The organism is Corynebacterium sp. (assembly GCF_052107835.1).
Taxonomy (GTDB): domain Bacteria; phylum Actinomycetota; class Actinomycetes; order Mycobacteriales; family Mycobacteriaceae; genus Corynebacterium.
Map to the genome: position 1 here is coordinate 1 of NZ_JBQEDF010000019.1, position 13,110 is coordinate 13,110.

The 13,110-nt window shown below is 67.5% G+C and carries 13 protein-coding genes; 5 read left to right on the top strand and 8 right to left on the bottom strand.

What is annotated here, in order from left to right; translation table 11 throughout:
• Positions 1-686: 686 nt before the first annotated feature.
• Complete coding sequence (locus tag ACTIL2_RS06690) at positions 687-1,040, bottom strand: DUF4229 domain-containing protein (RefSeq protein ID WP_442336676.1); 354 nt, start codon at positions 1,038-1,040, stop codon at positions 687-689.
• Positions 1,041-1,151: 111 nt separating this feature from the next.
• On the opposite strand from ACTIL2_RS06690, the gene ACTIL2_RS06695 reads away from it, so the two are divergent.
• Genes ACTIL2_RS06695 through ACTIL2_RS06705 form a run of 3 tightly spaced genes read left to right on the top strand, consistent with a single transcriptional unit; the run spans position 1,152 to position 3,909 of the window.
• On the top strand, positions 1,152-1,643 hold the full coding sequence (locus tag ACTIL2_RS06695; protein WP_442336677.1) for a hypothetical protein: 492 nt from the start codon (positions 1,152-1,154) through the stop codon (positions 1,641-1,643).
• Positions 1,644-1,699: 56 nt separating this feature from the next.
• The gene (locus tag ACTIL2_RS06700) at positions 1,700-3,016 is read left to right on the top strand and encodes a hypothetical protein (protein WP_442336678.1); all 1,317 of its coding nucleotides are present in this window, start codon (positions 1,700-1,702) and stop codon (positions 3,014-3,016) included.
• Positions 3,013-3,909 (top strand): esterase/lipase family protein, encoded by an 897-nt coding sequence (locus tag ACTIL2_RS06705; RefSeq protein WP_442336679.1) that lies wholly within the window; start codon positions 3,013-3,015, stop codon positions 3,907-3,909. Before ACTIL2_RS06700 ends, ACTIL2_RS06705 begins: the two co-directional genes overlap by 4 nt.
• Here the strand turns inward: ACTIL2_RS06705 and ACTIL2_RS06710 are convergent.
• Genes ACTIL2_RS06710 through ACTIL2_RS06720 form a run of 3 tightly spaced genes read right to left on the bottom strand, consistent with a single transcriptional unit; the run spans position 3,876 to position 6,401 of the window.
• The gene (locus tag ACTIL2_RS06710; RefSeq protein ID WP_442336680.1) at positions 3,876-4,868 is read right to left on the bottom strand and encodes an aminoglycoside phosphotransferase family protein; all 993 of its coding nucleotides are present in this window, start codon (positions 4,866-4,868) and stop codon (positions 3,876-3,878) included. The two genes, ACTIL2_RS06705 and ACTIL2_RS06710, sit on opposite strands and share 34 nt — an antisense overlap.
• Positions 4,852-5,727, bottom strand: coding sequence for a glucose-1-phosphate thymidylyltransferase RfbA (gene rfbA / locus ACTIL2_RS06715; RefSeq protein ID WP_442336681.1), 876 nt, complete (start codon positions 5,725-5,727; stop codon positions 4,852-4,854). Before rfbA ends, ACTIL2_RS06710 begins: the two co-directional genes overlap by 17 nt.
• Complete coding sequence (locus ACTIL2_RS06720) at positions 5,727-6,401, bottom strand: dTDP-4-dehydrorhamnose 3,5-epimerase family protein (protein ID WP_442336682.1); 675 nt, start codon at positions 6,399-6,401, stop codon at positions 5,727-5,729. The genes rfbA and ACTIL2_RS06720 overlap by 1 nt, the downstream gene beginning before the upstream one ends.
• A 130-nt stretch (positions 6,402-6,531) precedes the next feature.
• Between ACTIL2_RS06720 and ACTIL2_RS06725 the strand changes: the two genes are divergently transcribed.
• Positions 6,532-7,626: a flavin reductase family protein gene (locus ACTIL2_RS06725; protein ID WP_442336683.1), complete on the top strand. Its 1,095-nt coding sequence runs from the start codon at positions 6,532-6,534 to the stop codon at positions 7,624-7,626.
• A gap of 29 nt (positions 7,627-7,655) precedes the next feature.
• Complete coding sequence (locus tag ACTIL2_RS06730; RefSeq protein ID WP_442336684.1) at positions 7,656-8,936, top strand: fatty acid desaturase family protein; 1,281 nt, start codon at positions 7,656-7,658, stop codon at positions 8,934-8,936.
• 18 nt (positions 8,937-8,954) lie between these two features.
• Here ACTIL2_RS06730 and ACTIL2_RS06735 read toward each other — a convergent pair whose 3' ends face one another.
• From ACTIL2_RS06735 to ccsB, 4 genes are all read right to left on the bottom strand, one after another.
• Positions 8,955-9,698 carry a hypothetical protein gene (locus ACTIL2_RS06735; RefSeq protein ID WP_442336685.1) on the bottom strand — a complete coding sequence of 248 codons (744 nt, stop codon included), beginning with the start codon at positions 9,696-9,698 and terminating at the stop codon, positions 8,955-8,957.
• A gap of 78 nt (positions 9,699-9,776) precedes the next feature.
• On the bottom strand, positions 9,777-10,493 hold the full coding sequence (locus ACTIL2_RS06740; protein ID WP_442336686.1) for a hypothetical protein: 717 nt from the start codon (positions 10,491-10,493) through the stop codon (positions 9,777-9,779).
• 221 nt (positions 10,494-10,714) lie between these two features.
• A complete protein-coding gene (gene rfbB / locus ACTIL2_RS06745; protein WP_442336687.1) occupies positions 10,715-11,770 on the bottom strand; it encodes a dTDP-glucose 4,6-dehydratase in 1,056 nt (351 codons plus the stop codon).
• A 1-nt stretch (position 11,771) separates the two neighbouring features.
• Entirely contained in the window at positions 11,772-12,935 is a 1,164-nt protein-coding gene (gene ccsB, locus ACTIL2_RS06750) for a c-type cytochrome biogenesis protein CcsB (protein WP_442336688.1), read from the bottom strand.
• Between the last annotated feature and the right edge of the window lie 175 nt (positions 12,936-13,110).

Sequence of the window (13,110 nt, forward strand, 5' to 3'; positions counted from 1 at the left end):
CGGGAGCAGACCGCAAGGTCCGAAGGGGCCATCGGGCGAGAGGCCACGATGCCGTGACCGGAAAAACTCTCTGTGCCCCGGGCGACGGGGTACAAGACTGGACCGGGAGGGCTCGATGACCAGCATCGGCGCCCCGGAAAGCCGGGGGATAACCCCCACGGAGCCCGGGTTACCAGTGCCTAACACCGCTCTCATCACACCGGCCCCCCCGACAACAAGCCCAGATGCGGTGGCGGCCGGTGCCGCGCTGGTGCGGGCCCATGGGTGCACTCGCTTCGGCAATCGCGACGGCCGTTGAGGCCTGAGACACCTGGAACATATGGAGATATCCAGCGGATGAACCCCAGGGCCAGGGGTTCGTGGCCATCGGCACCCTACTCGCGGAGCACAACAAGTCGTCACCCGCCTTTTAGTCACCTATTTGTCAGTTACAAGGCGGGCCTGGGCCTCCCAGGACCGGCTGCACAGCTGATCTCGCATGCTGGCAGTTCTGCAGGAGCGCATGCAGCCTCCCGGGGTGATAGTGGGTGTTTGGCGGGACGGGGAGGGGCCTTTCGGGGGGGTTTTCGTGGGGGGGGGGGGCTTGGGGGGGGGGCCCCCCCCAACAACCCCCCCCCCCCCCCCCCACACCTGGGTTCCGACAGTGGATCCGGAAGACCGGCCTGGCACCGGGCCCTGGACGCCGGCTAGTCCAGCCGGTCCTCGAGCTGGGCGCGCATCTGTTCCTTGTGTGCGCGGCGTCCGGCGTCCCGCACGGCGATCTGCTCGTTGACGCGCAGGCGCAGTTTGCTGAACATGAACATCGACAGCGGGAAGGCGATGATCAGCGCCAGCAGGGCACTCATCAGCAGGGGGAAGGACTGCCCCATGCCCATGAGGATCGCAATGGACTGGATCACCACGGTCAGCACCAGGAACACCAGGACGCGCGCGAGCCCGTAGAGGGCGATGTCGCGCCATGCCTTGCCGCTGAGCTTGCCGGGGTTGACGTCCGCGCCTGCATCCTCGCTGCCGCCGGTGCCGTTGTTCGTGTCGTTCACGCCCACCACCTTACGACCGGCCGACGGTCACCCCCAATCCACCGTCGGTTCCACCGGTGTTTTAACGCCATTCACGTCCTAACTTCGACGTGGCGGCCACGTGCGGTTAGCATGGTGTATGAGAGCCGTTCACTCGGCCGCGTCCACTACGCCAACCGGAGGGCAGCAACCATGGGACGTATAGCGATCCTTCTGCTCGTGATCGTCACGATCATTGTGCTGTGGAAGGCGTTCGGACCGAAGACCTGGAACAACGACCGCGAGGTGTCCGAGAAGGGGCAGTTCCCGCAGTTGGGACGCCAGAAGAAGCAGCAGGTCGAGAGCAAGGGCCCCGACGATGACCCGGACTTCCTGTGGAACCTGAAGAAGGAACGCTTCAAGCAGCAGCGCGAGGCTGAACGTCTGGAACAGGAGGCCGTCGAGCGGGCGCGGCGTGGCGAGAAGAAGTCGGACAACGCCGGTGACGCCAAGGAAGGCGACTCCACGCAGGAGACCCAGCCCCAGGCCAAGGACGAGGGCGAGACCCGGGGGGACAACCGCGGCAGCACGGGGAAGGGCGGTCAGGAGAAGCGCAAGGACGAGGGCGGCGCGTCCGGCGCGTGATTTCGCCGTAGTCCGAACCTGCGCAGCGTCCGTGGGCCCGTGGTTAGCATGGCGCCATGCCACTCACCATCACCGACCACGACGCAGAAGCCATCGCCGAGTTCCTGTCCTACCCCCTCGCCGCAGCGATCCAGGGGCGCCGTTCACGCCGCTTCCCGCTGGGCGGCGAGATCCCGGACGGCCCGCTCTCCTACCGCAGTGACCACCCTGCGACCCCACTGAGCGAGGTTGAACGCGCACTGGTCCTGTCCTTCGTCACGGGCAACACCGGCCTGCACCACGGCATCACCCACCACCCCGGCTACGCACCACATTTCCCGAACTACCCCGGCGTCCCGGGAGGCCGTACCTTCCCGTCGGCCGCGGGCTTCCACACCACCGAGTTCTTCTTCACCGACGACTCCGGCACCTACTTCCTGCCCACCCGGGAGGACACCCCGCCGACGGAGACACCGTCCCGCTTCCCCGACGGAACCAACGGCTCCACCCCCACCCCGGACGATATACTCCCCTGGCTCAACAACACCGTCGACAGGTTCCGGAGGATCTCCGATGAGCGGCTGAACCTGCCCCGCCAGGAACCGTACCTGGAGGGGCACAACACCTGGATCGCCAACCATCCAGGCTCCCTGCTGGTCATCCCGGTCGCGGACCTGGCCCACCACCTGATCGCCAACATCGCCTTCTTCCAGCAGAACGGCTACGGCATCTACGACGACATCAACGACCGTCCGCTGCCCAACGCGCATGATCCCAACCTGCGCCACAGCGGGGACCCGTTCCCCCTGTCCTTCGTGGAGCAGTACACGCTGGCCGAGGCCAGTGCGGAGCTGATGACCTCCACCTACGCGGGGCACCTCGTCCTCGGTGCCCTGGGGTTGGGTGGCTGGTCCTTCGACGGCATCGACCGCAACTCCGTGCTCGGAGCGGAGGCACCGGACGTCCCGGGACTGGGCTTCCATGTCCAGGAGGACGACCGCTGGCCGCTGCCGAACCCCACCGGACTGCCCGGGGTGTGGGAGACCCTGTCCCGCCCGCATGTCGCCGATGCCGGGGAGGCGGTCGACCGCTACATCAGACTGAAGGTCTCCCCTGGCGGGCCGCAGCACCCGGACACCCCGGGGCCGTGGAAGGACAGCCGTGCGGTGCGCAGTGCGTCCGCGCCGTACACCCCGGAGTTCATCGCCCACCTGAAGGAGTCGGTGGCCTACATCGACGACCAGTTCGGCAAGATCCCGGGCACGGTGCAGACCGTGCAGATCATGAACTACCTGCAGGCCCAGCACATCGACCTGGACTTCTACGACACCCTGTTCCAGCCCGGCGCCTACCTGCCGACCCACCTCAACCACACCGAGAGGTGGCACCGGTGACACGTTTCCCGTTCCGCCCGGTCTTCGGTCGACGCGCCCTGCCGGACGCGTTTCACGGCCCGTTGGACGTGCCGCTCAGCAAGATCGCCTCGCAGCGTGCCGGGCTGGCGGACAGGGACGCCGATCCGTCGGGGGCGAACCTCGTGCAGGACGCAGGGAGTACCGAGCACCCCGTCCCGGTCATTCTGGTGCACGGCACGCTCGACAACGCGGTCTCGGCGTGGCATTCGCTGGCACCGCTGCTGCGCAACGCGGGTTTCTCCGTGTTCACCGTCAATGTGGGCCGGCTCCCGGACAAGGATCTCGCCGGTGGCCTGGGCCCGATTGCCGACAGCGCCGCAGAGCTTGCCGACCGGGTGGACGAGGTCAGGACGCTGACCGGGTCAGAGGCCGTGGACATCGTGGGGCACTCCCAGGGTGGGGTGGTCGCCCACGACTTCATCCGACACGGGGGCGGTGCCGGAACTGTCCGTGAACTCGTCGGCCTCGGCGTCCCGAATGCGGGGATACAACCGGGCGCCAGGCGGATTCTGGAGACGCTGACCGGAGGATCCGTCCCCGCCATCGATGACCTCGTGACCGGCGGCGTCTTCCAGCAGCGACTGCAGGCAACCGGGGTGACCAGCGATGAGGTCCACTACACGATGATCGGCAGTCGCTTCGATGAGGCGGTGCTGCCGCACTCCTCGCTGTACCTCCCCGGGGCAGACAATGTGACCAACATCCGGCTGCAGGACCGCTACCGCTTCGATGCCGCCGACCACTTCGCCCTCCCCTACGACCCCCATGCACTGTACGAGGTGGTCCGCGCACTGGACCCGTCCGTGGACTGGCAGATCCCCGCCACCGTGGTGGCCCCCTACAACGGCGGCGCGCTGCTCTCCTTCGCCTGAGCGAACAGCTCCCACGCCAGGTCAGCAGCTGTATGGCCGGTACGGTAGTGGTCGATCAACACGAACACGGCATCCCACCGGGCATAGGTCCATGCCCGCTGCAGCAGGGAGTCAACAGCGTTCCCTGTGTCCGCTGTGTCCCCTGCCAGCGTCGCCACCCGCCCCGGCAACGAAGGGTCCACCCCGAACAGGTGCGCGTAATCCACCGCCGGGTCGCCCAGGTTCATGTCCGAGAAGTCGATGACACCCAGCGACTGTGCGGCACCGTCCCACAGCAGGTGGGAATCGTAGAGGTCGGAGTGTATGAGCCGCTGCGGAGCCGGGGAGACAAGCAGGTCATTGAGGCTGTCCAGGATTTCGTTGACGACAACCATGTCCTCCGTCGACAGCACAGGTGCCAGCACATTCCCGGCGCGCCTGCGCACCAGGGCAGCCTTCGCCGGCAATGCCCGGGGAGACTCCGTGTTCAGGACACCCGCCGGCGTCCACCACGGTTCGACATCCCTCAGCGGGGAGGACGCCACGTCTGCCCCGTGCAGCAGACTCATCAGTCCGGCGAGCTGACCCGTCACACTGTCGCGGGACTCCGCGGAAAGGCCCCGCCACAGATCCGCGGTCAGCGGTTCCCCGGTGATGAAGCGTTGCGCGGTCAGGGTTCCGTCGCCACTGGTCAACACAGGTTCAGGGAGGCGGACCGTAACCGGTCCTGACGCAAGCAGATTCAGGACAGCAGCCTCCACCGGTGCCTGGTCCCGGTAGGCCGGGGTGCGCGGGGCACGGACCACGAGGTCAGCACTGTCGTCACCGCCGTCGTGGGCGTCCACACCGCGCAGGACAACGACCTCATGGTCCATGCCCTGCTCCGGCACGTCCACGCCGGTCCAGGTCAGCTCCGGCCACTCCCGGCGGACCCGGGACAGCAGATCGTCCGTGCCCTCCGGCTCACCTGTCGCGGCCACGTCGCAGCAGCAACCTCAGGTAGTCGGCGTAGGCTGCCTTGCCCAGCGCATCGGCTCGGTCGGCCAGGTCCTTGTCGGAGAGGTACCCCATCCGCCAGGCGACCTCCTCCGGGCAGCCGATCTTCAGTCCCTGGCGCTCCTCGATGGTGCGCACGAAATCCCCGGCGGCCATGAGGTTGTCCACGGTACCGGTGTCCAGCCAGGCCGTCCCGCGCGGCAGGATATCGACCTGCAGGTCCCCGCGCTCCAGGTAGTGCCGGTTGACGTCGGTGATCTCCAGTTCACCGCGTTCGGACGGGGTGAGCGAGCGGGCGACGTCCACCACATCCGGGGAGTAGAAGTACAGCCCGGGCACGGCGAAGTTCGAGGCGGGCAGGACGGGTTTCTCCTCGAGCGATGTCGCCCTGCCGTCCCCGTCGAAGTCGACGACACCGTAGGCCGACGGGTCCGCGACCCAGTAGGCGAAGATGGCCCCGCCCTCGACCCCGTGGAAGCGGCGCAGCTGGGACCCCAGGCCCGCGCCGTAGAAGATGTTGTCGCCGAGAACCAGGGCGACCGGCTCATCCCCGATGAAGTCGGCACCGAGGATGAAGGCCTCGGCCAGGCCGTTCGGTGCGTCCTGCACGGCATACTCGATGGACACGCCGAACTGGGAACCGTCACCGAGGAGCCGCCGGAACTGCTGGTTGTCCCCGGGTGTCGTGATAACCAGGACCTCGCGCACCCCGGCGAGCATCAGGGTGGTCAGCGGGTAGTAGATCATCGGCTTGTCGTAGACCGGCACGAGCTGTTTGGAGACGCCGATGGTGATCGGCCACAGGCGCGACCCGGTTCCGCCGGCGAGGATGATGCCGCGCATCACTCGCCCTCCCAGTTCTCGGCGTCGGCGTTCGCCTGCTCCCATGCCACGCGCAGCTCCTTCTCCCAGCCGCGGCAGTCGTTGTAGGACGGCAGGACGAAGCCCGTTGACCCGGCCTCGACCTCGGCGACGGTCGGGGCGTCCCGGTCCTTGTCGGACAGAACGACCCGGTCGGACGGGATGCCGAGGGCCTCCCAGTCGATGCCCAGTGCGGGGTCGAGGGGGTTGACCCCGTGCTCTGCGCCCGGGTTGTAGCCCTCGGAGACGAGGTAGGTCAGCGCACCGTCGCCCGACCCGACGGGGAAGGCGGGGCAGTGCCCCACACCCACCGGGATGAACAGTCCCTTCCCGTTCTCCGCGGACAGTTCGACGACCACGTGCTGCAGGTAGGTCGGTGAGCCGCGGCGCAGGTCGACCAGGACGTCCTGGATGCGCCCCGCCATGCAGGTGACGTACTTGGCCTGGCCCGGAGGAACATCGGCGAAGTGGACACCACGGATGACCCCCTCCCGCGAGGTCGAGAGGTTCGCCTGCGGGATGTCCAGCGGGTAGCCGGTTTTCTCGGCGACGGTGTCCGCCCGGAACCACTCGCGGAAGGTCCCGCGGTCGTCGGGGAAGATTGTCGGCGTGTGGACCCAGGCACCGGGGATCGCGAGGTCGGTGATGTCAGCCATGGCCACCACCTTATCGTCCCCGGCACCGTGGGCACCGGCAGGACGCGGCAGCTGCAGTTATGCTGTGAAACTCCCGTCAGCGCCGTTATTGTCTTGAAACATACATGTTTCGGAGCGTAACGTGTCGTGGATGACGAGAGTACGCCTGGGACAGCTGCTGAGGGGTTTCACCACCCCCCTGACTCCCACCGACTACGCCGGCCTCTTCGACCCCCTGCGGGGACGGGAGGTCCGGGGGCGCATCATGTCGGTGACTCGCGACGGCTCGTTCACGACACTCACCATCGTCCCCGGCCCAGGGATGTCCGGGAACTTCCACGCCGGCCAGTTCATCGGACTCGGACTGCAGATCGACGGGCGCTGGCGCTGGCGGTGCTATTCGCTGACCAACGCGCCCGTCAGCCACCGGGGCAGCCGTCGCGAGGGCCGCTCCCGCACCCTGACGGTCAGCATCAAGCCGGTCCCCGGCGGCACGGTGTCCAACCACCTCACCGACCGCGCGACCGCCGGCCAGGTCATCCGCCTGTCAGCCCCCGGCGGTGACTTCCACCTGCCGTCCCCGCTGCCTGGCCGCCTACTGTTCGTGACCGCCGGCGCGGGCATCACCCCGGTGATGTCGATGCTGCGGTGGCTGCGTCAGGAACACTCCGACGGCACCATGCCCGACATCGCGCACGTCCACAGTGAGCGGGGCCCCGGGCCGTCGGCACCCTTCGCCGCCGAACTCACCGATCTCGCCCGCAGTGAGCCGACCTACCACCTCTTGCCGTGGGACTCCACGGAGCGCGGCCGCCTGACCCCGGAGGACGTCAAGGGCGCCGTCCCGGACTGGGAGCGCCGCACCAGTTTCGCCTGCGGCCCCGCGCCTCTGCTGGACGCCCTCACCGAAGCCATCCCGGACACCAGGACGGAACAGTTCCACACCCAGGGCGGCGACGGCGGCCCCGGCCACATCGACGAAGCCGACCTCGGTGGGGAGATCGAGTTCGGGGAGACCGGGATGACGGTCACCTCGTCGGGAACCACCACAATCCTGGAGGCGGCCGAGAGCTGCGGTGTCAACCTGGTCCACGGCTGCCGCATGGGGATCTGCCGGACCTGCGTCACACCCATCACCGACGGCATGGCCGTGGACCTGCGCGACGGCGCGTCCTACGGTCCCGGGGAACAGATCAGGACGTGCTCCTGCGTGCCCTCCGGACGCCTGCACATCGCCAACAGCTGACCCCGAACCACCAGACAAGGAGACCGATCATGGCCATTCAGGACATCAACGTCTACGCCCACCTCTCCGACGACGACATCCGCGATATCGGCTCCCGCCTCGCCGCGATCGAGAAGGAGCACCGCGACAGGCTCGGGGAGACCGACGCCGACTACATCAAGAGCCTGATCCGCGCCCAGCGCACCCTTGACCTGATCGCCCGCATCGCGACCGCCTCGTCCTCCACAGTGGCCATCCCGGCCGGCGCGATGCTGGGGATGGCGAAGATCCTCGAGAACCTCGAGATCGGCCACAACGTGATGCACGGCCAGTGGGACTGGATGAACGACCCGGAGATCCACTCGTCCACGTGGGAGTGGGACAACACCGGTCCGTCCTCGGGGTGGAAGCACTCGCACAACGTGGTGCACCACACCTACACGAACATCATCGGCATGGACAACGACATCGGCTACGGCGTGCTGCGGGTGACCCGTGACCGCAAGTGGACGCCGATGGCGGCGTTCCAGCCGCTGATCAACATCGTCCTGGCCAGTCTCTTCGAGGTCGCCGTCGGATTCTACGACGTGGACCTGGGACGCTACTTCGTGGGCAAGCAGTCGTGGGAGGAGACCAAGCCGCGGCTCCTCGACACCGTGAAGAAGGTCGGACGCCAGTTCGGCAAGGATTACGTCCTGTTCCCCGCCGTCGCCGCCGCCGCCGGCTATCTGCTGCCCGGCAGGGAGGGCGGCCGCAGGGTCAGTCGCGCGGCCGGGGCGAAGCGCCGGGCGACGTCAGCGGTGAAGACCGCGGTGATCGGCAACATCGCCCGGAACGTCTGGGCCTACGCCGTGATCTTCTGCGGCCACTTCCCCGACGACGTCGAGACCTTCACCCGCCGCACCCTCGACGAGGAGAGCCGGGACGAATGGTACCTGCGCCAGATGCTCGGCTCGGCGAACTTCCGGGGAGGGACGGTGCTGTCGATCCTGTCCGGCAACCTGAACCACCAGATCGAGCACCACCTGTTCCCGGACATGCCGTCGAACCACCTCAAGGAGATCAGCGCGGAGGTGGAGAAGATCGCGGCGGAGTACGGACTGCCGTACAACACGGACAGTTTCCCGAAGCAGCTCCTGCAGGTCCAGCGCACGCTGCTGAAGCTGTCGCTGCCGAACCACATGCTGCGGGCGGACGCCTCGAACGCCCCGGAGGTACGCTCCGACGCGGCCTTCACGGAGAACCCGGAGATCGACGCGCAGACGGGCCCCCGTCAGCTGCGCAAGGGGCTCGCGCTGCTGAAGAAGGCCCGTCCGGCCTTCCTGGCGTAGTCGCCCCGTTGCGGTCGTCTAGTTCCAGTAGATGGCATCGGCGTTCTCGAGGCCCGGGGCGTCAACGTCGAACTCGAAGTCCATACCGGTCGGGTCGACGCCGCTGCCGTCATTGGTGACGTAGCTCAGCGCGGCGGCCTTGTAGACCTTGCCCTCCTGCAGCTCGTCCAGGTCGTACGGCATTTCATCGGACGCGTGGATCCCGCAGTCCGAGGAGTCCGACATGATGACGGTGTTCGCGCCGTTGCCGTCGTCGTCGACGGCACCCAGGTCGGGGTCCTCGATGGAGGTGCTGGCCTCCGGGTCGTCGGACTCCTGGGCACCCAGGAACTCGATGTCGTAGTTCATGCAGACGAAGTTCTCGACCTCGTCCGCCTCACTGCTGAGCTCGACCTCCTCGACGGGAACGTCCGTGGAGTCCTGCGCGGTGACCTTCCAGAACTGGAGGGCACCTGTCTGCCCCTCCTCCGCGTACCCCTGGGTGACCACGAAGGCGTCGTCACCGAGGCTCAGCTTGCTGCCTGGATCGGTGAGCTCGAATCCGTCGGGCGCACCCTCGAGCTCGACGTCGGCGGAGTCGCCGGAGTCATCGGAATCGTCCGAGTCACCCGAACCCTCAGAGTCCTCAGAACCTCCGGCGTCGGCTGAGGAGTCTGAGTCGGCGTCGCTGTCGGAATCATCCGAGCTGCAGGCGGACAGGGCAAGGGCGGGTACGGCGAGACCGGCAATAAGAGCGAGGCGCCATTTCTTGAAATCAGTCATTCCGCAACCCTATCGCAACCTAAGTAGTCCCGATAACTGTTTTGCGCAGTGAACGGCATTAAATTTTCCGGCGGACCCTCAGCGCCAGATGACCCGCCCCCCGTGCAGCGGCTCCAGCTCCGCCCCCTCGGCCTGGTAGATGAACCGGACACCGACAGGTTGCCCGTCCGACCCGCCGGCACTGTCCGCCCGCACGTAACTCAGGACCGCACCGCGGTACGTCCTCCCCTCTGCGAGCTCCTCCACCGTGGAAGGCACCGCATCGGCGGCCGGAATCCCGCAGTGCTCCTCGGCCGAGAAGATCAACGGATTCACCGCACGTCCCGTGGCATCGCTCGCCGTCAGCACGGGGACAGCCACAGCGGACTGGACAACCGGGTTACCGTCGTCACCGGCACCGAGGAACTCGATCTCGTAGGGGGTCAGGACGTAATGTCCGACCTCCCCGGCAGCCGGGTTGATCCCGGCCCCCAGGTCATCACGGTCATCGCGGCCGAGACCGATGTCCCCCGGCGCGATACGCCGGGCACACATGGCGGTGATCTCCCAGTAGAGCGTGGGACCCTGCGGGAGGCGGGTGAGCACCTCGGCAGTCTGCCCGGTGGTCAGCACACTGCCCGGCGTGGTGATGTCGAAGTCCGACGGCGGGTTCGGAAGGGCCACGGCGGTGTCGCCGACGAAGCACGAGGTTTCGGGACGCGCCGTCGCCAGCCGCGGGACGGCTGCCCCGGACAGCAGCATGGTGCGCCAGGTGCGACGGGACTTCGGGACGGTGACGACTCGGGACATGGTCATGGTGGTGGATCCTTTCCCCGGGGTGGCACCGGGAGCGGTGTAGTGGTCACTCCATCACTGAGGAGCATGTCGGATAACCTACCCTTAATTACTTTTGCCGAAGGACGATTCCGGATCATGCACTCCAGGAAATGAGATGTCCATCACAGTGCCGCAGGTCACATGTCGATTCGACCACCCCCGCCAATCACCCCCTCCCGAGTCCCCTCCGGTTCCCCGCCCTACTCGACCACGCGCTCCGACTCGCGGTAGACATCCTCGGCAGACTTCCTGGACACCTCCCACCAGTCGCGGTTGTCCCGGTACCACTGCACCGTCGCCGCCAGTCCCCCGGAGAAGTCCGTGTACCGCGGCGACCACCCCAGCGCGTGCATCGAGGACGGGTCGATGGCGTAGCGGCGGTCATGTCCCGGGCGGTCGGTGACGTGCACGTAGTCATCCGCGCCGTGTCCGAAGATCCCCAGCAGGTCACGCACGCACTCCAGGTTCGACCTCTCCCCGTCCGCGCCGATCAGGTACGTCCGCCCCGACTCCCCGCGGTCCAGGATCGCCCACACCGCGTCATTGTGGTCGTCGACGTGGATCCAGTCGCGCACGTTCTCGCCCGCACCGTAGAGCCGCGGTTTCTCCCCGTCCAGCAGGCCCGTGATCTGACGGGGCAGGAACTTCTCCGGGTGCTGCCGCGGCCCGTAGTTGTTCGAGCAGTTCGAGATCGTCGCACTCAGCCCGTGGCTGCGCACGAAGGCACGCACCAGATGGTCCGCGCTCGCCTTCGACGCCGAGTACACCGACGACGGCGCGTAGGACGTCTCGACGGTGAAGCGGTCCTCCGCCCCGGGCTCCCCCGACCCCCGCAGCGGCAGATCCCCGAAGACCTCGTCAGTCGAGACATGGTGCAGGTGGACACCGTGACGGGTGCAGGCCTCCGCCAGCGCCGCGGTGCCCCCGGTGTTCGTGCGCACGAAGCGCAGCGGGTCGCGCAGCGCATTGTCGTTGTGGCTCTCCGCGGCGAAGTGCACGACCGCCGCTCCCCCGTCGCCCTCCGCCAGATCCCCGATGAGCGCGTCCACCAGAGGCGCATCGCCGATGTCCCCCTCGACGAGGTCCACGTCCACCCCGGCCAGGTTCGCCGGGTTCGCCGCGTAGGTCATCGCGTCCAGCACCGTCACGTGCACGTCAGGACGCAGCTGACGGGTGCGGTGGACGAAGTTCGAACCGATGAAGCCGGCGCCGCCGGTCACCAGCAGCCGGCTGATGGGGCGCGGCGCGTCCGACATGTCAGTTCAGTCCGGCGTAGGAGTGCAGGCCCGAGATGACGATGTTGATGAAGAAGAGGTTGAACACCATCGTCGCGAAGGCCACGACGTTGATCCACGCCGCCGGCTTTCCGCGCATTCCCGGAGTCGCACGGGCGTGCAGGTAGGCGGCGTAGAGCAGCCAGGTGATCAGGGAGACCGTCTCCTTGGGGTCCCAGCCCCAGAACCGGCCCCAGGCGAAGTGAGCCCACGTTGCGCCGAAGATCACGCCCAGCCCGAAGACCGGCAGTGTCCAGATCGCCGCACGGTAGGCCAGGGCGTCCAGCTTCGTGGAATCCGGCAGCGGGGTGGCGATCGCCCCGAAGAAGCCCTTCTCCTCCCCCTTCGGCTGGGCACGGCGCAGCAGGTACAGCAGCGACGCCATACCCGAGACCAGGCCGATGCCGCCGCCGATCGACACCACGGAGACGTGGATGATGAACCAGTAGGAGTTCAGGGACGGGACGAGTGGCTGGACCTCGGAGTAGAGCTCCGTTCCCGAGTAGAACAGCAGCACCAGGATCGGCGTCAGCAGCCACGGCCACAGCACACGCATCGACTTGCGGCGCAGCACCACGCAGGCGATGACCATGGAGACCCCGGACACCACCCCGACGTACTCGAAGAGGTTGCCCCACGGGAAACGGCCGCCGGACAAACCGCGGGTCACCAGGAAGAGCAGGTGGACGGCGACACCGAGCCACACCAGCGACTGGGCCATTCCGCCCCAACGGTCGGTGCGGCGGAACCTGGCACGGATGGCGTCGACCTGGAAACTCTTCGGCAGTTCCTCCTCGGCCATCGAGCCGGTCGGGATCCCGGAGACATCATGGGTCCCACCGTCGGCGGCGTCCTTCTCGCTGACCGTGACGGCGTCGGTGGTCCCGGTTCCCGATCCCGCGCCTGCCGACGTGCCTGCGCCTGCGCCTGCCGCCACCGTGGCACGGGTCGCCTGCCGTGGATTCCCCGCCTCGTCCCGGCCCCGCCGGTTGCTGCCGAGGATCCTGGCGCGCTCACGCCTGGCCTCGGTCGCCGAACGCAGCATGCCGTAGTAGATGAGGGAGACCACCAGCGCAAGCAGGTAGATTCCGGCCGTCGTCGCATAAGCGACGTCGGAGAACGTCGCCAGCCCCTCGTTGCCGTCCATCCGTGGATTCCTCCGTGATTCGCAGTAGGGCGGCAGTGGGATACCACCGCACCATAACGATCCACCACGTTACTGCCCACCTGCGAACATGACCAAAAAGAGCGGCGTCGCGGGCACGGTGGACCTGACCGGCGAGCGACTTTCACACCGGACGCAATTTTTCCCGCCGATCATT